Source organism: Oceanicella sp. SM1341, from assembly GCF_003448965.1.
Taxonomy (GTDB): domain Bacteria; phylum Pseudomonadota; class Alphaproteobacteria; order Rhodobacterales; family Rhodobacteraceae; genus Paroceanicella.
This window is the reverse complement of sequence record NZ_QRGC01000042.1, coordinates 1-20,467: the sequence shown is the minus strand read 5'-3', so window position 1 is coordinate 20,467 and position 20,467 is coordinate 1. Positions and strand designations below refer to the sequence as shown.

Here is a 20,467-nt window from a genome sequence, read left to right as displayed (position 1 = left end):
GCCTCTCGCGCTTCGCCGAAGCCTCCGCCGGCCGGGCGGCACGGAGGCCGCGCCGCCCGCAGGCCCGGGACGGGGGCCGGTATCGCGGGGGGCGGGCTCGCGTCCGGCCCGGCGTGTCAGTGCCGGGCCGGGTCCTGTGGCGCGCGCCCCGCCGGATGGCGGCGGCGCCCGGCGGCCGCTCCGCTCAGCGCCAGCCGAGGGCGGGGGCCACGTGGGTAAGGATGCTCTCCACCACGTGGACGTTGTAGTCCACGCCCAGCATGTTCGGCACCGTGAGCAGCAGCGTGTCGGCCTCGGCGATCGCCTCGTCGCGCTTCAGTTCCTCGATCAGCCGGTCCGGCTCGGCCGCGTAACCCCGGCCGAAGATGCCGCGGAAATCGTCGATCTGGCCGATCTGGTCGCGGTCCTCGCCGCGGCCGAAATACGCCCGGTCCATGTCGTTCATCAGCGCGAAGATCGAGCGGCTGACCGAGACGCGCGGCTCATGCGCGTGCCCCGCCTCCTTCCAGGCGTCGCGGAAGGCGCGGATCTGCCGGGCCTGCTGCACATGGAAGGGCTGGCCGCCCTCGTCCACCTTCAGGGTGGAGCTCTGCAGGTTCATGCCCATCTTCGCCGCCCAGACGGCGGTGGCGTCGGAGGCAGAGCCCCACCAGATGCGGTTCCGCAGCCCCGGCGAATGCGGCTCGAGGCGCAGCAGGCCCGGCGGGTTGGGGAACATCGGCCGCGGGTTGGGCATGGCGAAGCCCTCGCCGTCGAGATGCCTGAGGAACACCTCGGCGTGGCGGCGGGCCATCTCCGAGCCGTCCTCGCCCTCCTCGGGGCGGTAGCCGAAGTGGCGCCAGCCGTCGATCACCTGCTCGGGCGAGCCGCGCGAGATGCCGAGCTGCAGCCGCCCGCCGGAGATCAGGTCGGCCGCGCCCGCGTCCTCGATCATGTAGAGCGGGTTCTCGTAGCGCATGTCGATCACGCCGGTGCCGATCTCGATCCTCGAGGTCCGCGCGCCGATGGCCGCGAGCAGCGGGAAGGGCGAGGCGAGCTGCCGCGCGAAGTGGTGGACGCGGAAATACGCCCCGTCGAGGCCGAGTTCCTCGGCCGCCACGGCCAGCTCGATGGACTGGATCAGCGTCTCGCCCGCGGTTTGCAGGGGCGAGCCCTGCGCAGGATTCCAGTGCCCGAAGGACAGAAAGCCGAGTTTTTTCATGGATACCTCCTGTGGCGGGCCCCTGGCCGCGCGTTGCCCCCGACCTAGAGACCCGCGCGGCCCGCGCCAACCCCGCAGGCCGTGGAGGCGGTGTTTCCATGTGCGCAACGCTCGCCGGGACCCCGCGCCGCAGGGCCCCGGCGCGGGCTGCGCCGCCGGTCAGGCGATCGCGCCGCCGTCGGCCGTGAGGGTGGCGCCGGTGATCACGCTTGCCGAGGGGCTCGCGAGGAAGGCGACCGCGTTCGCCACCTCGCGCGGCGTGCCGTATCGCCCGAGCGCCGTCGCGGCCGCCTGGGCCTCGGCCGCGGGGCCGTCGGCGGGGTTGGAGGCGGTGTCGGTCGAGCCGGGCTGCACCAGGTTCACGGTGATGTCCCGGGGGCCCAGCTCACGCGCGAGGCCGCGGGTGAAGGCCCCGAGCGCCGCCTTGGACATGGCATAGAGGGTGATGCCCGCGAAGGGCAGCCGCTCGCCCGCCGCCGAGCCGATTGTGACGATGCGCCCGCCCCGGCCGAGATGCGGGATGACCGCCTTCGCGTAGAGCGCGGGGCCGCGCACGTTGGTGTTGAGCACCGTCTGGCAGTCGTCCGGGTCGAGATCGGCGATCATGCCGTAGTGGCCGGTCGCGGCGTTGTTGACGAGGATGTCGAGGCCGCCGAGGGCCGAGACCGCCTCCTCCACCGAACGGGCGATCTGCGCGGGGTCGGCGCCGTCCGCCCGGATGACGGCGGCGCGGCGCCCGGCGGCGCGGATGGCCCCGGCCACCGCCTCGACCTCGCCGGCCGGATTGCGGTAGGTGAAGGCGACGTCGGCGCCGTTTTCCGCCAGCGTCTGCGCGATGGCGGCACCGATGCCGCGCGAGCCGCCGGTCACCAGGGCGCGCTTGCCGGTGAGATCGATCATGGTCTGTCCTTTCCTGCCATGTCTGCCGGGCGCCGCCACGGGCCCCTGCCGGCGAACGGTGCCGGCGGGGCCCGCTGGGCGCCCGGGTGAGCCACGCGACGGAGATCCCCGGAGGGCTGGCCGCCCGCCCCTCCCGCGCCGCCGTCGCAGCAGTGCAGGCGCAAGGCGGCACGTGCCCGGTGGCGGGGTGCGGGCCGCGGGGCGCGCGCGCCGTCCCGGGTCTCCGTCGCGACAGGGAGATAGGCGGTCCGGCAGGGCGCGGCATTCCCGATCGTGCCTCAGGCTTGCCTGATCCTTCCAGATCCCCATATGGCCCTGATGGACACGCAGGAGCATCTCACCCGCCGCCTGCTCGAGGATCTCGCCCCGTTCGTCGCCCGGCTGCCGGGCCCGGCGGGGCGGGCGACCCCCGTGCCGCGGCTGACCGTCTGGGCGAGCACGACCCCGACACCGCCTGTCGCGGCGGTGTTCGAGCCGATGTTCTACGTCGTGCTGCGCGGCCGGAAGGTGCTCACCATGGGTGCCAACCGTTTCGAGCTGCGGCCCGGCACCTGCGCGGCCTCCTCCTTCGGCCTGCCCTACTCGCACCAGCTCGCCGGGGCGAGCCCCGGCCTGCCCTATGTCGGGGTGAGCCTGCACCTGGAGGCGGAGCGCATTGCCCGGGTGGCGCAGGACATGCCGCGCCAGGAGGAGGGCCAGGCCTGCGCGGTGGCGGCGGCCGAGCTGGGCGGCGCTGCCGGCGAGGCCTTCGCCCGGCTGGTCGGGCTGGTGAACAGCCCGGGCGACATCGACATGCTCGCACCGCTCTACGAGCGCGAGCTGTGCTACCGGCTGCTGCAGGGCCCGATGGGGGCCACGCTGCGCCAGCTCGCCCCGGGCGACCCGCGCAGCCGCCGGATCCGGGCGGCGGCGGACTGGCTGGGCAGCCACAGCAGCGCGCCCGTGGCCATCGCCGATCTCGCCGCCGGGGCGGGGATGAGCGTCACCTCGTTCCACAGGCATTTCAAGGCGGTGACCGGGTACAGCCCGCTCGCCTTCCAGCGGCAGATGCGCCTGCTGGAGGCGCGACGGCTGCTGGCGGCGGGCGGCACCAGCGTGGCGGCCGTGGCCTACCGGGTGGGCTACCAGAGCCCCTCGCAGTTCAGCCGCGAGTACAAGGGCCGCTTCGGCAGCCCGCCCGCGGCCGACCTGCAGCGCTAGCCGCGCCGGCCCGCCAGCGACCCCGGCACGGCGCCCGGCTCGCTCCAGGCGTCGACCTCGGCCAGCAGGGCCTCGAGGTCGGGGTCCTCGATGCGCAGCTCGCGGCAGCCGGCGATGACATTCTCGAGATACTCGCGGCTGGTGCCCAGTTGCCCGGTGCCGGTGGCAAGGTAGCGCACCTGGTCGGCGTAGCTGATGCCGGTGTCGATCATGTCGGCCTCCGGGTCGGCCACGAAGCACATCGCCTGCACGACCCCGTGCGAGGTCTCCACCGGCAGGAACAGCGCCTTGTAGCAGGGCGCCATCATCTCGCGCCGCCAGATCACCTCGGACTCGCGGTCCGCCGTTCCGGCATCGAGGCGGAACACCAGCCCGTCGCAGGCCGGCCCGATGTCGAGTGCCGCCATCAGGCCCGGCGCCTCGGCCGTGCCGCGCGCCCCCGAGCGGTCGACCAGGCAGAAACTGCGCCGGTAGCCCGGCAGCCGCGCCCGGCGCACCTCGGAGAAATAGACCGCGGGGTCCCACATCAGCGAGCCGTAGGCGAAGACCCAGATGTCCATGCCCTCGAACGGCGCCAGCGTTTCGCGGCGCATCGCCTCGCGCAGCGCGTCGCTGTAGCGCGGGCTCTGGCGCAGGCCGTTCGCGGTCCAGGTGCGGTCGATCGCGTCGAGGTCGAGATCGCGGAAGAAGCTCTGCTCGGGATCGCGGATCTTGCCCGCCAGACCGGGGTGGTGGCGGAAGGCGTCTGCGGCAATGGGCATCGCGGGTTCCTTGCTGAAGTGCGGCACGACCGCAGGGGCCTTGGCATATAGGCGTAAGACCCCGTCGGACCAAGTGCAACCGCCGGCCGCGCCGCCCGGTCCGGGCCTTGTCGGCGGCCAGGCATGCTGCGCCGCGAAAAGCCGCGACTTCCGGGCAGGCGCGAAGGTACAGGAGCCCGCCCCTTCCCGAACCCGATGCGAGGCGCCGGAAACTCTTCTTGATCTGCCTTGAGTTTGCCTTTCCGTGCCTACGGATTTCATGTATTCTATTTCGAATTCCTTTCGCGATTTCGGCCGGATATAGCCCGCGCGACGGAATCTGCGGGCCTCGCCCGCGCGACGGGTTCTGCGGGCCTCGCCCGCGCGACGGAAGGAGAGAAGGAATGACGGGACCAGCAGGAAAAGCCGCCCGGCTTCTGGCGCTTGCAGCGCTCGTGGCAGGCAGCGGCGCGGCGGTGCAGGCGCAGGACGGCGCGGCACCGGACAGGCCGAACATCCTGGTGATCTGGGGCGATGACGTGGGGATGTGGAACATCTCCGCCTACCATCGCGGCATGATGGCGGGCGAGACCCCCAACATCGACCGGATCGCGCGCGAGGGCATGCTCTTCATGGACCACTACGCCCAGGCCTCCTGCACGGCCGGGCGGGCCGCCTTCATCACCGGGCAGTACCCGCTGCGGGTCGGCCTCTCCACCGTGGGCCTGCCGGGGGCGGTGCAGGGCCTCTCCACCGAGGACCCCACCCTGGCCGAGATGCTCAAGCCGCTGGGCTATCGCACCGGCCAGTTCGGCAAGAACCACCTGGGCGACCGCGACGAGCACCTGCCCACCAACCACGGGTTCGACGAGTTCTTCGGCATCCTCTACCACCTCAACGCCGGCGAATACCCCGAGCAGCGGACTACCCCACCACGGCCTTCGAGGAAGCCGGCCTCGCCCAGCGCGGCATGATCCACAGCTTCGCCACCGCCGACGGCGGCCAGACCATCGAGGACCTCGGCCCCTTCGGCACCGAGGTGCAGCGCCACCTCGACCAGGACGTGCTGGAGGAGAGCAAGCGCTTCATCACCGAGGCGGTGCAGGCGAACGAGCCCTTCTTCGTGTGGCACAACACCACCCGCATGCATTACCGCACCAACCTCGACGAGCATTACGACGGCATCACCGGCACCGGCAACGTCTATGCCGACGGCATGGTCGAGCTCGATGACGACGTGGGCGAGCTGCTCTCCCTGCTCGACGAACTCGGCGTGGCCGACACCACCATGGTGATGTTCTCCACCGACAACGGCGCCGCCTCGAACTCCTGGCCCGACGGCGGCAACCAGCCGTTCCGCGGCGAGAAGGGCGTGGGCGGCTACGAGGGCGGCTTCAAGGTTCCGATGATGGTGAAATGGCCCGGCCTCGTCCCCGAGGGCACCACCACGGGCGAGCTGATGACCATGGAGGACTGGATCCCCACCATCATGTCGCAGCTCGGCGCGCCGGAGCTGAAGCAGCAGCTGCTCGAGGGCACCACCATCGGCGACAGGACCTACCGCGTGCATCTCGACGGCTACGACCAGACGCCGATCCTCACCCGGAGCGGCCCCTCGAACCGGATGGAGTTCTTCTACTTCACCGAAACCACCTTCCACGGGCTGCGCTACGGCGAGTGGAAGTTCCTCTTCACCCACCAGGACCGCTGGTTCAACGGCCAGCAATACGAGATGACCACGCCGCTCATCACCCGGCTCGACCTCGACCCGTTCGAGCGCTTCCACGAGGCGCGCGGCTTCGACGAATGGCAGGAGAACCGCTCCTGGGCCATCGGCCCGGCACTGGGGCTGGTGAACAGGTTCGTCGCCTCCTTCGAGGAGTTCCCGCCGCGCATCGCCAGCTTCTCGGCCTCGGTGGAGAGCATGTCGCAGCAGATCATGGAAGCGGCCCCCTCGCCGCAGTGAGCCCCTGCCCCCGCGCTGTCGCCACGGTCACCCGGATCCCCCGATCCGGGTGATGCGGTCTCCCGGCCCGGCCCCCGGCGGCGGCGCGCGCTCCGCCCCGGTCACGCAAACGCGATCTCCCGTGTGCATCCGAAGCGCCATTGCCCCGTGTCGTCAGCACATCGAGGCCGCGGACTGGCTGCGCCCGAAACCACAGGGAGACCGAACTCATGATCAAGCGCCTCACAGCTCTGACCCTGATGCTGGCCACCACGACAACCGGCGCCGCGCTGGCCGACCAGCATGGCAAGCTCACCGCCATCGGCCTCAGCGGCGACAGGACCCTGCACATGATCGACGCCGGCAGCGCCAGCGTCACCGGCTCGATGGAGGTGACCGGGGTCGGGCGCCTGCTGGGCATCGACCTGCGCCCCTCCAACGGCCAGCTCATCGGCGTGACCGACGGGTTCGACATCGTGGAGATCGACCCCGCCACCGGCGCCGCCACGGTCGTCTCCGGCATGGACACGCCGCTGCCGCTCGCGGACGGCGCACCGGTGATCGTCGATTTCAACCCGATGGCGGACAAGCTGCGCTTCATGTCCGGCACCACCAACCATCGCGTGGACATCGAGTCAGGCAAGGTCACCGTGGACGGCTCGCTCGCCTTCGAGGGCTCGGACATGCATGCCGGCGAGGCGCCCGCCATCGTCGCCGCGGCCTACATCAACAGCTACGGCAAGCCCGGGGCCACCGCGATGTACGACATCGACGCCACCATCGTCGCGCTGATCCGCCAGACCTCGCCCAACGACGGCACCCTGGCCGCGGTCGGCAAGCTCGGCATCGATGCGGCGGAGACATATGCCTTCGACATCGCCACGGACGCGCAGGGCACCAACACCGCCTGGCTCGTGGCCGGGGGCCGGCTGCACACCGTCTCGCTGGAGAGCGGGGCGGTGCAGGAGAGCCGCGAGATCAGCGGCGCGGGCGGCGCGGCGATCCGCGACATCACCTTCATGACCGCCGGCGAGTGAGCCCGCGCGCGGGGGCCGGCGCGGGCACTCATCCGCGGCGGTCTCCGCCCCCGCGCCGCGGCTCCTGCGCCCGCCCCTGGCGGGGAGGGTGGCGGCGGCGGGTTTCAGCATGTCGGGGCGCGCGGGCAGGCGCCGCACGGCGGGCTCAGCGCGCGGGCTCCCGCAGCGGCCCGGCTCCGGTCCCCCGCCCGCGAGCGGCGCCCGCCAGGTCGAGCCAGGCCACCAGCACGAAGCCGCCGGCGAGCCCGATGTGCTCGAAGAAGGCATTCGCGGTCATGAGGCGCTCCTGCCCCTGGGGCATTTCCCAGAAGCGCAGGGCGAGCAGCGTGGCGAGCAGGGTGAAGCCGCCGAGCGCCAGCGCGCCCGCCCAGCGCAGGATGCCGGTGAGCACCATCGCCGAGGCCACCAGCTCCAGCACGATGACCGCCACGGCGAAGACCGCCGGCGGCGCGAGCCCGAAATGCGCCATCTCCGCGAGGGCACCGTCGAAGTCGGTCCATTTCACCAGGCCGCCCTGGATGTAGGCCGCGCAGAGCCCGAGGCAGGCGAGGAGGCGCACCGCCCGCGAGACCGGGCCGGCGGGGTCAATGCTGAATGACATCCGCCCACTCCGGGTGGCGCAGGGACTGCGCGCGCACGAACGGGCAGAGCGGCATGATGCGCTGGCCCTTCGCCCGGGCGTCCTCGACCAGCCGCAGCGCCAGCGCCTTGCCCGCGCCGCTGCCGCGCATCGTGTCGGGCACGGCGGTGTGGTCGGCGATGATCAGCGTGTCGGAGACCTTGGAGATGGTGAGTTCGCCCTCGCCCTCCACCCCCGGGATACGCGCCACGTAGCGGCCCTTGCTCTGCTGGTCCTCGTAGGTGATCTCGATGGTTTTCTGAGACATCTGTGCAGCCTTTCTGGTAGGAATCCGGCCGGATCAGCCGGCATCGCTGTCGCGGGTGGGCCGGGAGCGGGCGTCGAGCGCGAAGGATTTCTCGTGCAGGCAGGACTGCAGGAAATTCTTGTGCCCCTTCAGCCACTGCACCCCGGCCTCGCCGGCAAGCATGCCCAGCAACCCCAGCAGGGCGATGATCGGCGGCGCGGGCGAGCGGACGGTGAGCAGGCCGTAGATCACCCCGATGCCGAGGCCGGCGGCGAGCGAGATCAGGTAGGGCTGGAGCGAGTTCATCGGCGAACCTCCTGTTGGACGGGTGCTGGACAGGTGTCGGAGAGGCGCGCGCGCAGGGCGCGGGCCCCGGGAGAATGGCATGCCGCGCCCCGGGGGGGGCACGGCGCGGGCACCGGCCTCGAAGCGCGGTGCTGCGCGGCCGGCGTTCAGCCGTCCTCGTCCCGCAGGGTGGCGCGCACGCGCACCCCGAGGCCGGGCACGAGCAGCCTGTCGGGGTTCGGAAAGCGCCCCCAGACCACCAGCGTGTCGGTATCCGGGTCGATGGCGGCACTCTCGAAATGCGGGCGGCCCGCGTGGGGGTATTCCTCGCCCGAGGGCAGCAGGAGCGTGAGCTCGATACGCTCGAACAGCTCCGCCGGGCTGCGCAGCCCTGCGGCGGCGAGCGCCGTGTTGCGCTGGCCGTAGGGCACGAGATAGGCCACGCGCACCGGGTCGAGCACCAGGATCTCGGCGAGCCGCGTGCCGGCCTTGGTTTCCAGGAAGGCGCCCTCGCTCACCATCGGCGGCGAGATCACCCCGCTGATCGGCGCGTTGATCCGCGCGCGCTCCAGCGCCAGGCGTGCCGCGTCCACCTCGGCCCGGCGCAGATCGCGCAGGGCCGAGGCGCTGCGCCGCCCGGCCTCCGCCTGCTCGGCCGCCACGCGTGAGCCGGTGCCGCGCGAGGTGAGCTCGGTCTGCCGCCCGGCGTCGTCGATCGCGAGCTGCAGCGCCGCTTCCGCCTCGGCGAGGGCGGCCTGAGCCATGCGCAGCGCGATCTCGAACTCCGCCGCGTCGATGACCGCGAGCAGCGCGCCCTGCTCCACCTGCTCCCCGCCGGCGAAGCGCAGGGTCTCGAGGACACCGTTCACGTGGTTCGCCACCACCACGGTGCGCGAGGGCTCCACCCGGCCCTCGAACGTGCCTTCCCAGTCCGGTGCCTGGGCCGGCGCCGCGCCGGAGCCGGCCAGGAACGCCGCCGCGGCGAGCGCGGCAGTGCGCAGCGGCAGGGCCCGCCGGGGGCCGCGAGGCGGAATGACGAGTGGCAACACGAGGGCTCCTGATGCTCTGCAAGTGCGTCGGTTCACGCGCGCACGGGCGCGCCTGGGATTCAGGCGCGCGCCGGGCGCCGCGCGCGCGGGGCTCAGCCGGGAAGGGGGATGTGTTCGTCCCGGTCGTCCACCGGCAGGTCGAAGCGCCCGACGCCCCATTTCTCGGCCCGCCATTCCTCGCGCGCCTGCTCGATGCGCTCCCGCGAGGAGGCGACGAAATTCCACCAGATGAAACGCGGGCCCGGCAGCGTGGCGCCGCCCAGAACCATCAGCCGCGCGCCGCGCGCGCCGCCCGAGACGGTGATGCTGTCGCCGGGGCGGAACACCATCATCTGCGCGGCGCCGAATTCCTGCCCGGCGACGAGGATCGAGCCCTCCACCACGTAGATGCCGCGGTCCTCGTGGTTGTCGGGCAGGGGCAGCAGCCCCCCGGCCGCGAGGGTGACATCGGCGTAGAAGGTCTCCGAGAGCATCTTCGCCGGTGCGGTCTCGCCGTAGGCCTGGCCGAGGATGAGCCGCACCGAGACACCCTGGTCCTCGATCACCGGCAGCGCCGCCTTGCCGTGATGCTCGAACGTGGGCGCCATGTCCTCGTGGCTGTCGGGCAGCGCGAGCCAGGTCTGGATGCCGAACAGGCTGTTGGGGCCGCTGCGCCCCTGCGCCGAGGTGCGCTCCGAATGGGTGACCCCCCTGCCCGCCACCATCCAGTTCAGCTCGCCCGGCCGGATCACCTGATCTGCGCCGGTGCTGTCGCGGTGGTGGAAGTCGCCGCGGAAGAGATAGGTCACCGTGCCGAGGCCGGTGTGCGGATGCGGCCGCACGTCCACCCCCTGCCCGGTGAGAAACTCCGCGGGCCCGGCCTGGTCGAAGAAGATGAAGGGCCCCACCATCTGCCGCTTCGGCGCGGGCAGGGCCCGGCGCACCTCGAAATCTCCGAGGTCGCGGGCCCGGGGGATGATGAGCGTCTCGATCGCGTCGGTGCCGACCTCGTCGGGGCAGCCCGGTTGTACTGCTGGGTTCCAGCTCATGCGTATGCGTCTTCCCTGTGCTCTGGGCGTGCCGTCCGGCGGTGCCGGCTGCCTGCCGTGCGCCCGGCCCGCGGCGCGCTGCACCGTCGGGGCCGACTTTCCCCGACACTGCCCCTCCGGCGCCGGCCCGGCTAGCCCCGTCGGACGCATAACTGTATCGCGCAGGGGGGAACGCCCCCCGGGCGCCTCAGCCCCCCCGGCCCCAGAGCCCCGGGTTCCGCTCGAAATGCGCGATCAGCAGTTCGGTGAAGACACGCATCTTGCGCGCCGGGTGCTGGCCCGGCGGGCGGATGACGTAGATGCCGGCCACGGGCGGCGGATACCGGGTCATCACCGGCACCAGCGCGCCCGAGGCGAGGTGCGGATGGGTGAGACAGTCCGGCAGCCAGGCGATGCCGAGCCCGGCCACCGCCGCGGAGGTGAGCGCGGTGCCGTTGTCCGCCTTGAACCGGCCCTGGGGCTGGACCGAGACGGTGCGGTTGCCGTCCATGAACTGCCAGGCCTCGGTGCCCTGCATCAGCGCCTCGTGGGCCGGGATGTCGTCCGGTGTCTCGGGGGCGCCGTGGGCACGGATGTAGTCCGGGCTCGCCACGAGCTGGCCGGTGATCGGGCCGATGCGCTTGGCGATCAGGTTCGAGGGCGGCAGGTAGCCCACGCGGATGGCACAGTCGAACCCCTCGGCGATCAGGTCGACGAAGCGGTCGCTGTAGGCGGTGTGAATGCGCAGCCGCGGGTGGAGCTGGGCCATCTGCGCCGCGACCGGGGCGAAATGCGTCGGCCCGAAGGACAGCGGCATGGCGACGCGCAGCATCCCGCGCAGCTCGCCCGTGGGCTGCAGGGTCTCGCGCGCCATCTCGAACTCCGCGGCGATGCGCGCGGCATGGTCGCGGAAGGTCACCCCCGCCTCGGTGAGCGCGGCGCCGCGGGTGGTCCGCGACAGCAGCTGCACGCCCAGCTCGGCCTCGAGACGGAACAGCCTGCGGCTCACGATCGACTTCGACAGGCCCAGCCGGCGCGCCGCAGCCGAAACCCCGCCGGCATCCGCAACCTCCACGAAGGTCTGCAACTCCTCGATGTCCACGCCGGCGTTCCCCTTTCTGCGACACAGATACGCCCAGGGAGGTGCTAGTTAAGCCGCCCCGGGAACGATCATACATTTGTCAGGCCAGGTCGGCCCGGCCGCCTGCCCGCAACTGAAACCGATGCCGGGAAGCCCGGCAACAAAGGAAGCGCCCATGACCCCCCGCAACGGACTCGACTCGCTCCTCCGCCCCGAAGATTCGGTGCTGGTCCTCATCGATCATCAGCCCTACCAGCTCGCGAACCTGAACAGCCACGAGCCGCAGATGGTGGTAAACAATACCACCGGCCTCGCCAAGGCCGCCAAGGCCTTCGGCGTGCCCACCATCCTCACCACCGTGATCGCCGATCGCGGCGGCAAGCTCTTCCCCCAGGTCACCGACGTGTTTCCGGGCCAGGAGGTGATCGACCGCACCTTCATCAACACCTGGCAGGACCAGGCGGTCGTCGACGCGGTGAAGGCCACGGGGCGCAAGCAGCTCGTCATCGCCGGGCTCTGGACAGAGGTCTGCGTCGCCATGCCCGCCATCCAGGCGCTCGGCGAGGGCTGGGACGTGACCGTGATCACCGATGCCTCCGGCGGCGTGTCGGTCGAGGCGCACGAGGTCGCCATCCGGCGCATGGTCGCGGCCGGCGCGAACGTGATGACCTGGCTCGCCCTCGCCGCCGAGTGGCAGCGCGACTGGGCGCGCACCGAGCACTCGGAGGACCTCACCGCGGTGATCCGGGACCACGCCGGCGGCAGCGGCATCGCCTTCCTGTGGGAGCAGCAGCTGCTCAACACCCCGGTCCCCGTCGCGGCCGGGTAAGCCGCGCGCGGCAGGGGGCGCGGGCCGGCCCCGATCCGGCTCCGCCTCGCGGCCCGACATGCGGCGGCGCCCGCGACCACCGGACGCCGCCGCCCCGGGCGCAGCGCGTGCGGGAGGGGGGGCGCCGCCGCCTGCCTCAGCTCAGCACGAAATTCACCGGGCGCGGCATCTGCGGCAGGTCGGTGTCGCCCAGCCCGCCGCGCAGCGCGATCTCGATCGCGGTGGCATAGGCGGTGAGGGGCATGGCGTTCTGGTCGTCGGAGAAGGGCGTCTCCAGCTCGTCGGCCAGCGCGTCGAGCCCGAAGAAGGCATAGGCGATCAGCCCGGCCGCGAAGGGCGTCACCCAGCCCAGCTCGTCGACGAAGCCGAAAGGCAGGATGGTGCAGTAGATGTAGGCCGTGCGGTGCAGCAGCAGGGTGTAGGCGAAGGGCACCGGCGTGTTCGCCAGCCGCTCGCAGCCCAGCAGCGCCGCGGCCATGCGCGACAGGCTCTCGTGCAGCACCAGCGCCTCGGTGCCGGTGAGCCGGCCCTCCCGCTCGAGCCCGGAGACGATGCGGCCCGCCTCCGTGAGCGCGGCGTCCGCGCTCTCCTCCCCCGGGCGGCCGCGAAGCTGCCGCGCCGCGCGATGTCCGTAGGCCACGACGGCGAGCAGCAGCCTCCGGCGCTCGGGCGTGCCGTCCAGCACCACGGTCTGGCGCAGCAGGTCACGCGCGGTCTGGATCATCAGCCCCCACAGCCTGCGCGCCTCCCACCAGCGGTCGTAGCAGGCGCCGTTGCGAAAGCTCAGGAACACCGACAGCGCGATGCCGATCAGCCCGAAGGGCGCGAAGTCGAGCGCGGGCACCGTGCCGGGCATGCGCTGATGCGCCCAGACCACCGCGACCGCGATCAGCATCACCGCCACGAGCTGCTTCCAGATCACCTGGATCACCGACCCCCTCAGGACGAAGAACAGGCCGAAGATGCCGGGGCGCTTGCGCAGTATCATCTGGGGTGACCTCCGGGCTGCCCGGAAAGGGGCGGTGTCGGGACGCCGGAGCGATAGCGCCGCCCCCGGGGGCCCTCAAGCGGCTGGCCGCGGCCGCGACATTCCGCCACGGCCCCGCCGGCGGCCGGCCTGCGCCCCGTGCCGGTCCCGCGCGCGCGGGCGGCACCCGCCGCCGGGCCGGCGCGGAGCGGGCGAAAGCCGGGCGCCTGCCCTGCCGTGGAGGCGTGGCCGGTGCTCTTCGCCGCCTTGCCCGCCGGCCCGGACCCGGGAGAGATGCGCTCCGCCATCGCGGGCCTGCCGCAGCCCGGATGCGGCGGAAACGATGACCGGGCGCGTGGGGGACCGGGCGCTCCGGCCGGGGGGAGGAGGGCCCGCAACGCGGCCGTCCGCGCCCTTTGCGGCCTGGTCCCGAGGGGGGGCCGGTGCCGGCCGGAGCGGCGGCGCGGGTTTCGGACGCCAAACCCCCACGCGAGGCCCGAAGCACCATTGCCGCGTGAGTTGTATCCCCCTAATCTGCCGCTGGACCGGCCCCGGTCACGGCCTGCTCGCACGGCCGGGTGCGGTCGCATGGATTGTACGAAGCTATAGACATTCAGGAGTTCTGATGAAGATCGTGGTTTGCGGTGGTTCGAATTCGATCGACAAGGACGGTTACGTTCCGCTGCTGGAGGAGCGTCTCGCCGGCCGGCACGAGGTGGAGAATGTCTCCATCGGCGCGGCACCGTCGATCATGGGGGCTTACCGCAGCAAGTTCGCGGCGGATTTCGAGCCGGGCGACCTGCTGATCTGGGAATATGCCCTCAACGACATGAACCACATCGACCTGAAGGGCTACAACGAGGATCTGCTGCTGCGCTTCCTCGAATACCAGATCCGCTTCTGCGCCAACCGCAAGCTGCACTTCCTGCCGGTGATCCTCACCCCCCGCCCGCGCGAGCAGAGCCACGGGCTCGATTCCTACCGCTCCCGCCTGCTCTACATGTTCAGCCACTACGGCGTACGGCCCTTCGAGGTGTCGCATTCCTTCCGGCAGGCGAACGGGATCACGCGCATCGGCGCCGAGCACTTCAACGGCACCAGCCATTTCGCCGCCCGCGGCGACGTGGTCCAGTTCGTCGCCCGCGGCATCGCCGACAGGGTCGAGACCGGCGTGCTGGACATTCCGCAGCGCGCGCTTCCCCTGTTCGTGACACGCAGCGCGATGGTGGGGTTCTACTCGCATTTCACCGGCGGCAGCCGCAGCCGCTTCGCCAACCGGCGGCTCTCCATCGCCGCCTGGGACCCGGAGGACGGCGAGCTGGTGTTCGACGGGTTCAAGCACGCCGGTCGGCTCACCTCCGTCGCGGTGCTCGCCGCGCCGGACGGCGGGGTGATGGACCTCACGGTCGACGACCGCAGCCTCCGCGTGGCGCTCTCACATGACGAGCGCGGCTTCGGCCGGCCGATGCTCAAGGTCCTCACCCTCGAGAACCTGCTGCACGAGCCCCTCGCCGTCAGCCCGGGCTCGCGCTTCGCCGCCCGCTGGGCGGACAGCGCCGAGAACGTGCTCGAGGACATGGGCTTCAAGGGCAAGGACACCGGGCCCGAGCACCGCAACGCGCGCATCGTCGGGCTCATCGTCGAGGAGAACGCCTGAGCCCCCGGGCGCGGGCTCGGGCGGGGCCCTGCCCCTCTGCTCAGCGTCCCGGGGCCAGCCAGGCCTCGGCGAGCTCGGTCCAGAGCGCGGCGCCCACCGGCAGGATCTCGTCGTTGAAGTCGTAGGCGGGGTGGTGCAGCGGCGGGTCGTTTTCCGTCCGTGCCGTGCCGAGGAAGAAATAGGCGCCCGGCCGCTCGGCCAGCATGTAGCCGAAATCCTCGCTGCCCATGAGCGGCCGGTCCAGCTCCGCGACCTGCTCCGCTCCGGCGAAGCGGGTGGCGAGCGCGCGCAGGAAGCCGGTCTCGGCGGCGTGGTTCACCGTGGGGTCGTAGCCGCGGGTGTAGTCGACGACGGCGCGGCAGCCGTAGCTCTCGGCCTGCAGCCGGGCGATGTCGCGGATGCGGCGTTCGAGCAGGTCGCGCAGCTCCGGCTCGAAGGAGCGGATGCTGAGCACCAGTTCCACCCGGTCGGGGATCACGTTGCTCGCCCGCCCGCCGTTGAAGGCGCCCACGGTCACCACCGCCGGGCTGAGCGGATGCACGTTGCGCGACACGATGCTCTGCAGCGCCATCACGATGGCGCTGCCGGCGACGATCGGGTCCGCCGTGTCCTCGGGCTGGGCGCCGTGGCCGCCGCGGCCCTGCACGGTGATGGTGCATTCGTCCACCGCCGCCATGATCGGGCCCTCGCGCAGGGCGATGCGCCCGAAGGGCATGGCGGGGTCGTTGTGCAGGCCGAAGACCGCATCGCAGGGAAAGCGCTCGAACAGCCCCTCCCGGATCATGATGCGCGCGCCGCCGTGGTTTTCCTCCGCCGGCTGGAAGATGAGCGTGAGCGTGCCGTCGAAGGCCCGCCGCTCCGCGAGGCGCCGGGCCGCGCCCAGCAGCATGGTGGTGTGCCCGTCATGACCGCAGGCATGCATCAGGCCGGGGGTCCGGCTCGCCCATTCGGCGCCGGTCTCCTCGGTGATCGGCAGGGCGTCGATATCGGCCCGCAGGCCGAGCCGGCGCGGCGAGCTGCCCAGGGTGAGCGTGGCCACCACCCCCGTGCGCGCGAGGCCGCGGTGCACCTCGTAGCCCATCTCCTCCAGCGCTTCGGCGATGAAGGCGGAGGTGCGGGTCTCCTCCAGCCCCAGTTCCGGCATGGCGTGCAGCCGGCGGCGGATGGCGGTGAGGGCGGGCAGATCGTTGCGCGGCGTGGCGCGGGCGGTCTCGCCGGGTGCGGGGCTCGGTTCGGGCATCAGGCTCATCGGGGGTCCGGGTCACGAGGGGAGGGAGAGTCGCGCCAGTCTACCCCGGCGCAGGGGGCCAGCGCGAGATGTCTCGCCGCGGAAAGGGGCCGCTTCCGGGACCTGCCCGCCAGGGCCGGGCCGCGACGGCCGTGCCCGCAGAACCGGGCTGGTGTCGGCCTGCGCGCAGGAGCCGGCGTGTACAGGCCTGCCCGCAGGACCGGGGCGGGTACAGGCATGCCCGGCGGGACCGGGCGGGTACAGGCATGCCCGGCGGGACCGGGCGGGTACAGGAGTGCCCGGCAGGGCCGGGCGGGGGCCGGTCCGACCCGCAGGGCGGACCGGGGCCCGGCGAGCGCCCCTCCCGCAGGGTGGGGTCGAGCCGGGCCTGCCTCCCCTTCCTCCGGCCGGGCAGGCGCCATGGCCGGCCGCCGGGCCGGCGGGGTTGCGGCATTGCCCGCGTGGCGTGTATGAGCCGGGAGAAGGCCGGCGCGGGGCGGCGCCCGCGGATCGGTTCCGGCTTCGCGCCCCGCGGGCGGTCCCGCAGATGCCAGGAGGAGCATGCGATGCGGTATGCGTCGATCACGAAACGTCTGGAAAAGCTCGGGTCCGGCAAATGGGCGGTGCACCGGGCCGGGCGCCGGCGCATGGCCGAGGGGCATGACGTGATCGAGCTCACCATCGGCGAGCCCGACATCGCCCCGGATCCCGCCATGCTCCGCGCCTGTTCGGACGCGCTCTTCGCCGGCCGCATCCGCTACTCGGACGGGCGCGGCGAGCCCGCCCTGCTCGACGCCCTCGCCGCCCGCTACACCGCCCGCACCGGCCGGCCCTTCACCCGGGACAACTTCATGTGCTTCCCCGGCACGCAGACCGCCCTCTCGGTGGTGATGCAGGGGCTGGTGGAGACCGGCGACGAGGTGCTGGTCGGCGACCCCTACTACGCCACCTACGAGGGGGTGATCCGCGCCACGGGCGCCACGGTGGTGCCGGTGCGCCTCAGGCCGGAGGCGGGGTTCCACCTCGCCGCCGCCGATCTCGCCGCCGCGGTGACCCCGCGCGCCCGGGTGATCCTGCTCAACACCCCGCACAACCCCACCGGCGCGGTGCTCTCGGCCGCCGAGATCGCCGCCATCGGCGAGGTGGCCCGCGCGCACGACCTGTGGATCCTCTCCGACGAGGTCTACGAGCTGCTCCTGCACCGTGGCCGCTTCGCCTCGCCCCTCGACGACCCCGCCCTCGCCGGGCGCAGCGTCGCCGTCTCCTCCATCTCGAAGTCGAACGCGGCGCCGGGCATGCGCAGCGGCTGGGCGGCGGGGCCGGCCGGCTTCGTCGACACGCTGCTGCCGGTGGCCGAGACCATGCTCTTCGGCAACCAGCCCTTCATCGCCGACGCCACCGCCCATGCCCTCACCGCGCCGGGCGACATCGCCGCGCGCATGCGTGCCAGCTACCGCGCCCGCGCCGGGATGGCGGCAGACCTGCTCGCCGGGGGCCCCGGCCTCGTGCCCATGACGCCCGAGGCGGGGATGTTCCTGTTTCTCGACATCCGCGGCACCGGCGTGACCGACGAGGATTTCGCCCTCGGCCTGCTGGCACGGGAGAACGTCTCGGTGATGCCCGGCAGCTCCTTCGGCGCCGGCGGAGCGGGCTTCCTGCGCCTCAGCCTCACCGTGCCCGATGCCCGGCTGGCCGAAGCCTGCCGCCGCATCCTGCGCCACGCGGCCCGCTGCGCGGCCGACCGCGGAACCGCGGCGGCGGTCTGACGGCGCCCTGCCCCCGCGGCGCTCAGACGAGCTCGAACGCGGTGGGGAAATGGCCCAGCAGCGCGGTGACGGCCCGGCGCTCGTGCGCCTCGGCGACCACCACGGCAACGAGGCCGAGGCGCCGGTCCTCGCGCACCTCGCGCAGCCGGGCGGCGAGACCGGCCTCGGCCAGCGCCGCGTCGAGCACCCGGCGGATGGCGCGCTGGCGCAGCTCCGGCTTGAACACCTTGCCCACCGCGGTCTTGGGAAGCTCGTCGAGGATCTCGACATGCCGCGGCACGCCGGCGCGCTCGGCGATGCGGCCGCGGGCGTATTCGGCGAGATCGGCGGCGCCGACATCGGCCCCCGCCACCAGCTCGACATAGACGCAGGGCAGCTCGCCCGCGTGGCGGTCCGGCTGGCCCACGGCGCCGGCGAAGGCCACGTCCGGGTGGCCCAGCAGCGCCTCCTCGATCAGCGCGGGGTCGATGTTGTGCCCGCCGCGGATGATCATGTCCTTGGCCCGGCCGGTGATCCAGATGTAGCCCTCCGGGTCGATGCGCCCGAGATCGCCCGAGCGCAGGGCGCCGTCGGCGCAGAACAGCCGGGCGTTGCGCTCCGCGTCGCGGTAGCCGGGCAGCACGCCGGGGTTGGCGATGCAGATCTCGCCGCCCTCGTCGGGCCCGCAGGTGCCGAGCTCCTCGCCGCCGGCGCCGAAGCGGCGGATGCTCACCTGCGTGTAGGGCATCGGCAGGCCGACCGAGCCGGGCCGCCGCTCGCCGAAGGCGGGGTTGCAGGCCACGAGGCAGGTGGCCTCGGTCATGCCGTAGCCCTCCAGCACCCGGATGCCGCAGGCCGCCTCGAAGCGGCGCAGCAGCTCCAGCGGCAGCGGGGCCGAGCCGCAGATCGCGTAGCGCAGGCTGCTCACGTCGGCATCCACCCGCCGCTGCATCAGCGCCGAGACCGCCGTGGGCACGGTGACGAGGAAATTCGCCTGCCAGCGCGCCACGATCTGCCAGAAATTCTCCATCACCCCCTTGCCGCGATAGCCCTGCGGCGTGGGCAGCACCATGTGCGCGCCGGAGAACAGCCCGCCCATCAGCACCGGGTAGACCGCGAAGACATGGAACAGCGGCAGCGGGCACAGGATCACGTCCTGCTCGCAGAACAGCAGCTCCCTCCCGCACCAGCCGTTGTAGAGCATGCCGGAGGGCCGGTGCAGCGCGAGCTTGGGCAGGCCGGTGGTGCCGCCGGTGTGGAAGATGGCGCAGACCTCGTCATCCTCCTCCTCGGCGAAGGCGAGCGTGGCGGGCTGCAGCTCCAGCTCCGGGCCGAAGGCGCGCCGCTCGGGGGCGGCCGTGCCCTCGGAGGCGCCCGGCGCGTCCGCGCCGCCCGCCGGCACCGCCCTGGGGCGCAGCAGGGGCAGCAGCCAGCGCGTGGGCAGCTCCAGGTAGGGCGCGAGGTCGACCTCGAGGATGGTGCGCACGCCCGGGGCGAGGGCCGCGGCCCGGGCCGCCTTCTCCGCCACATCGGACTGCGGGAAGGGCGCGAGGGTCACCAGCACGCGCGCCCCGGTCTCGCGCAGGATGGCGGCGATGTGCTCGGGCGAGAGCAGCGGGTTCACCGGCACGGCCACGCCCGCGGTCGCCGCAGCGAGGAAGGTGATCGCGGCCTCGGGACAGTTGGGCAGCAGGTAGGCCACCGTGACCTCCTCGCCCGGGCTGCCGAGGCTGTGGAACAGGTTCGCCGCCCGGGTCACCCGGTCGTGCAGCGCCGCCCAGCTCAACGTGCGGGCCAGCGCCCGGCGCCCCGAACGCAGCTGGAAGGACAGCGCCGGGCGCTCCGGCCAGCGGGCGGATGTCTCGGAGAGCTGCTGGTAGACCGTGCGGGCCTGCCAGCGCGCGGAGACGGGCATTTCCGCCTCGATGGCCCGGACCTCCGCCAGGGTCGCGACCTTCCTCATGAGTTCCTCCCCGGGGCAGATCTCTTCTGCGGTTCCGCGCGTTCCGCCTCCGGGCTACAGCCTAGCCCGAAGTGGCTGATTTGCAACCGTTCTGCGGCTTTCCGCAGCCGGCGCGGGCCGCGGCCCGGCGCTTCAGGGCAGCGCCTTGCCCTGCCAGGGCGCCCGGGCCCGGGTGGCGCAGAGGATGGCGCCCAGCCCGGTGAGGCTCAGCCCCAGCACGCATTCCACCAGCAGGTCGTAGGAGCCCAGCCGCCACAGCAGCGCCCCCGCCAGCGGCGCCGCCGCCCCGGAGGCGAGCACCGGCAGCGCCAGGGCCCCCATCACCGTGCCGAAGCGCGCCTCGCCCATCACGTCGCGGGTGACGACGGGTTTCATGATGCTCATCACCCCGATGCCGCTGCCCTGCAGCACCACGAAGAACACGATCAGCGCCGGCACCTTCGCCGCCAGCAGCAGGCAGGCGGCCGCCAGGCTGAGCGACAGGAAGCAGCCCGCCGTCATCAGCCGGTTCGACACCAGCCGCTCGGTGAGCATCATCAGCACCCGGCCGGCCACCTGCATCGGCCCGATCATCGAGGCGGCCAGCACCGCGTCGGCCAGCGTGAGGCCGCGGTCGGCCAGCAGCGGGAGGAGGTGGTTCACCACCATGCCGTGCCCCAGCGTCATCGCCGAGAAGGCGAGGGCAAGCAGCCAGAACTCCGGCCGGCCCGGCAGCGGGCGCGGCGGCGCGGGCGGCGCCGCCTGCGCCGGCCCGGGCCCGCCCCGCG

19 protein-coding genes and 1 pseudogene are annotated in these 20,467 nt (G+C 72.7%); 7 read left to right on the top strand and 13 right to left on the bottom strand.

The annotated features are described in order from the left end of the window. Positions 1 to 184 precede the first annotated feature (184 nt). Positions 185 to 1,201, bottom strand: coding sequence for an LLM class flavin-dependent oxidoreductase (locus tag D3P35_RS23985; RefSeq protein ID WP_118138462.1), 1,017 nt, complete (start codon positions 1,199 to 1,201; stop codon positions 185 to 187). A gap of 159 nt (positions 1,202 to 1,360) precedes the next feature. Then, positions 1,361 to 2,101: an SDR family NAD(P)-dependent oxidoreductase gene (locus D3P35_RS23980; RefSeq protein WP_118138461.1), complete on the bottom strand. Its 741-nt coding sequence runs from the start codon at positions 2,099 to 2,101 to the stop codon at positions 1,361 to 1,363. Between the two features lie 309 nt (positions 2,102 to 2,410). Here D3P35_RS23980 and D3P35_RS23975 point away from each other — a divergent pair, with 309 nt between their 5' ends. Further along, positions 2,411 to 3,301: an AraC family transcriptional regulator gene (locus D3P35_RS23975; RefSeq protein ID WP_198670786.1), complete on the top strand. Its 891-nt coding sequence runs from the start codon at positions 2,411 to 2,413 to the stop codon at positions 3,299 to 3,301. Here the strand turns inward: D3P35_RS23975 and D3P35_RS23970 are convergent. Then, positions 3,298 to 4,062, bottom strand: a complete 765-nt coding sequence (locus D3P35_RS23970) for a gamma-glutamylcyclotransferase (protein ID WP_157982293.1) — start codon at positions 4,060 to 4,062, stop codon at positions 3,298 to 3,300. The genes D3P35_RS23975 and D3P35_RS23970 overlap by 4 nt on opposite strands. Positions 4,063 to 4,445: 383 nt before the next feature. On the opposite strand from D3P35_RS23970, the gene D3P35_RS26910 reads away from it, so the two are divergent. The 3 genes from D3P35_RS26910 to D3P35_RS23960 all read left to right on the top strand — a co-directional run bounded on the left by D3P35_RS26910 (position 4,446) and on the right by D3P35_RS23960 (position 7,023). Next, positions 4,446 to 5,015: a sulfatase-like hydrolase/transferase gene (locus D3P35_RS26910; protein WP_255418383.1), complete on the top strand. Its 570-nt coding sequence runs from the start codon at positions 4,446 to 4,448 to the stop codon at positions 5,013 to 5,015. Continuing rightward, on the top strand, positions 5,012 to 6,007 hold the full coding sequence (locus D3P35_RS23965) for a sulfatase-like hydrolase/transferase (protein WP_255418381.1): 996 nt from the start codon (positions 5,012 to 5,014) through the stop codon (positions 6,005 to 6,007). The genes D3P35_RS26910 and D3P35_RS23965 overlap by 4 nt, the downstream gene beginning before the upstream one ends. Positions 6,008 to 6,216: 209 nt before the next feature. Continuing rightward, positions 6,217 to 7,023, top strand: coding sequence for a DUF4394 domain-containing protein (locus tag D3P35_RS23960; protein WP_118138459.1), 807 nt, complete (start codon positions 6,217 to 6,219; stop codon positions 7,021 to 7,023). A 145-nt stretch (positions 7,024 to 7,168) separates the two neighbouring features. Here D3P35_RS23960 and D3P35_RS23955 read toward each other — a convergent pair whose 3' ends face one another. The 6 genes from D3P35_RS23955 to D3P35_RS23930 all read right to left on the bottom strand — a co-directional run bounded on the left by D3P35_RS23955 (position 7,169) and on the right by D3P35_RS23930 (position 11,332). Beyond that, the gene (locus D3P35_RS23955; protein WP_118138458.1) at positions 7,169 to 7,624 is read right to left on the bottom strand and encodes a DoxX family protein; all 456 of its coding nucleotides are present in this window, start codon (positions 7,622 to 7,624) and stop codon (positions 7,169 to 7,171) included. Further along, positions 7,608 to 7,910 carry a GNAT family N-acetyltransferase gene (locus tag D3P35_RS23950; RefSeq protein ID WP_118138457.1) on the bottom strand — a complete coding sequence of 101 codons (303 nt, stop codon included), beginning with the start codon at positions 7,908 to 7,910 and terminating at the stop codon, positions 7,608 to 7,610. The genes D3P35_RS23955 and D3P35_RS23950 overlap by 17 nt, the downstream gene beginning before the upstream one ends. Before the next feature lie 33 nt (positions 7,911 to 7,943). Continuing rightward, the gene (locus tag D3P35_RS23945; protein WP_118138456.1) at positions 7,944 to 8,195 is read right to left on the bottom strand and encodes a DUF1427 family protein; all 252 of its coding nucleotides are present in this window, start codon (positions 8,193 to 8,195) and stop codon (positions 7,944 to 7,946) included. 146 nt (positions 8,196 to 8,341) lie between these two features. Continuing rightward, complete coding sequence (locus D3P35_RS23940) at positions 8,342 to 9,220, bottom strand: efflux RND transporter periplasmic adaptor subunit (protein WP_157982292.1); 879 nt, start codon at positions 9,218 to 9,220, stop codon at positions 8,342 to 8,344. Positions 9,221 to 9,315: 95 nt separating this feature from the next. After that, positions 9,316 to 10,251 carry a pirin family protein gene (locus tag D3P35_RS23935; protein WP_118138454.1) on the bottom strand — a complete coding sequence of 312 codons (936 nt, stop codon included), beginning with the start codon at positions 10,249 to 10,251 and terminating at the stop codon, positions 9,316 to 9,318. A 187-nt stretch (positions 10,252 to 10,438) separates the two neighbouring features. Further along, positions 10,439 to 11,332, bottom strand: a complete 894-nt coding sequence (locus D3P35_RS23930) for a LysR family transcriptional regulator (protein WP_118138453.1) — start codon at positions 11,330 to 11,332, stop codon at positions 10,439 to 10,441. Between the two features lie 154 nt (positions 11,333 to 11,486). Between D3P35_RS23930 and D3P35_RS23925 the strand changes: the two genes are divergently transcribed. Then, a complete protein-coding gene (locus D3P35_RS23925; RefSeq protein WP_118138452.1) occupies positions 11,487 to 12,140 on the top strand; it encodes a hydrolase in 654 nt (217 codons plus the stop codon). Between the two features lie 136 nt (positions 12,141 to 12,276). Here the strand turns inward: D3P35_RS23925 and D3P35_RS23920 are convergent, their stop codons facing one another. After that, positions 12,277 to 13,128: a bestrophin family protein gene (locus D3P35_RS23920; RefSeq protein ID WP_118138451.1), complete on the bottom strand. Its 852-nt coding sequence runs from the start codon at positions 13,126 to 13,128 to the stop codon at positions 12,277 to 12,279. Positions 13,129 to 13,732: 604 nt separating this feature from the next. On the opposite strand from D3P35_RS23920, the gene D3P35_RS23915 reads away from it, so the two are divergent. Further along, positions 13,733 to 14,764 (top strand): hypothetical protein, encoded by a 1,032-nt coding sequence (locus tag D3P35_RS23915; RefSeq protein ID WP_118138450.1) that lies wholly within the window; start codon positions 13,733 to 13,735, stop codon positions 14,762 to 14,764. 40 nt (positions 14,765 to 14,804) lie between these two features. Here D3P35_RS23915 and D3P35_RS23910 read toward each other — a convergent pair whose 3' ends face one another. After that, a complete protein-coding gene (locus D3P35_RS23910; RefSeq protein ID WP_232830614.1) occupies positions 14,805 to 16,013 on the bottom strand; it encodes a M20 aminoacylase family protein in 1,209 nt (402 codons plus the stop codon). A 545-nt stretch (positions 16,014 to 16,558) separates the two neighbouring features. Between D3P35_RS23910 and D3P35_RS23905 the strand changes: the two genes are divergently transcribed. Beyond that, positions 16,559 to 17,758, top strand: a complete 1,200-nt coding sequence (locus tag D3P35_RS23905) for a pyridoxal phosphate-dependent aminotransferase (RefSeq protein ID WP_118138449.1) — start codon at positions 16,559 to 16,561, stop codon at positions 17,756 to 17,758. A gap of 22 nt (positions 17,759 to 17,780) precedes the next feature. Here the strand turns inward: D3P35_RS23905 and D3P35_RS23900 are convergent, their stop codons facing one another. Both D3P35_RS23900 and D3P35_RS23895 read right to left on the bottom strand, forming a co-directional pair. After that, on the bottom strand, positions 17,781 to 19,700 hold the full coding sequence (locus D3P35_RS23900) for an acyl-CoA synthetase (RefSeq protein ID WP_118138448.1): 1,920 nt from the start codon (positions 19,698 to 19,700) through the stop codon (positions 17,781 to 17,783). 132 nt (positions 19,701 to 19,832) lie between these two features. Beyond that, positions 19,833 to 20,467 (bottom strand): annotated as a pseudogene (locus D3P35_RS23895) (hypothetical protein); the annotation flags it as partial.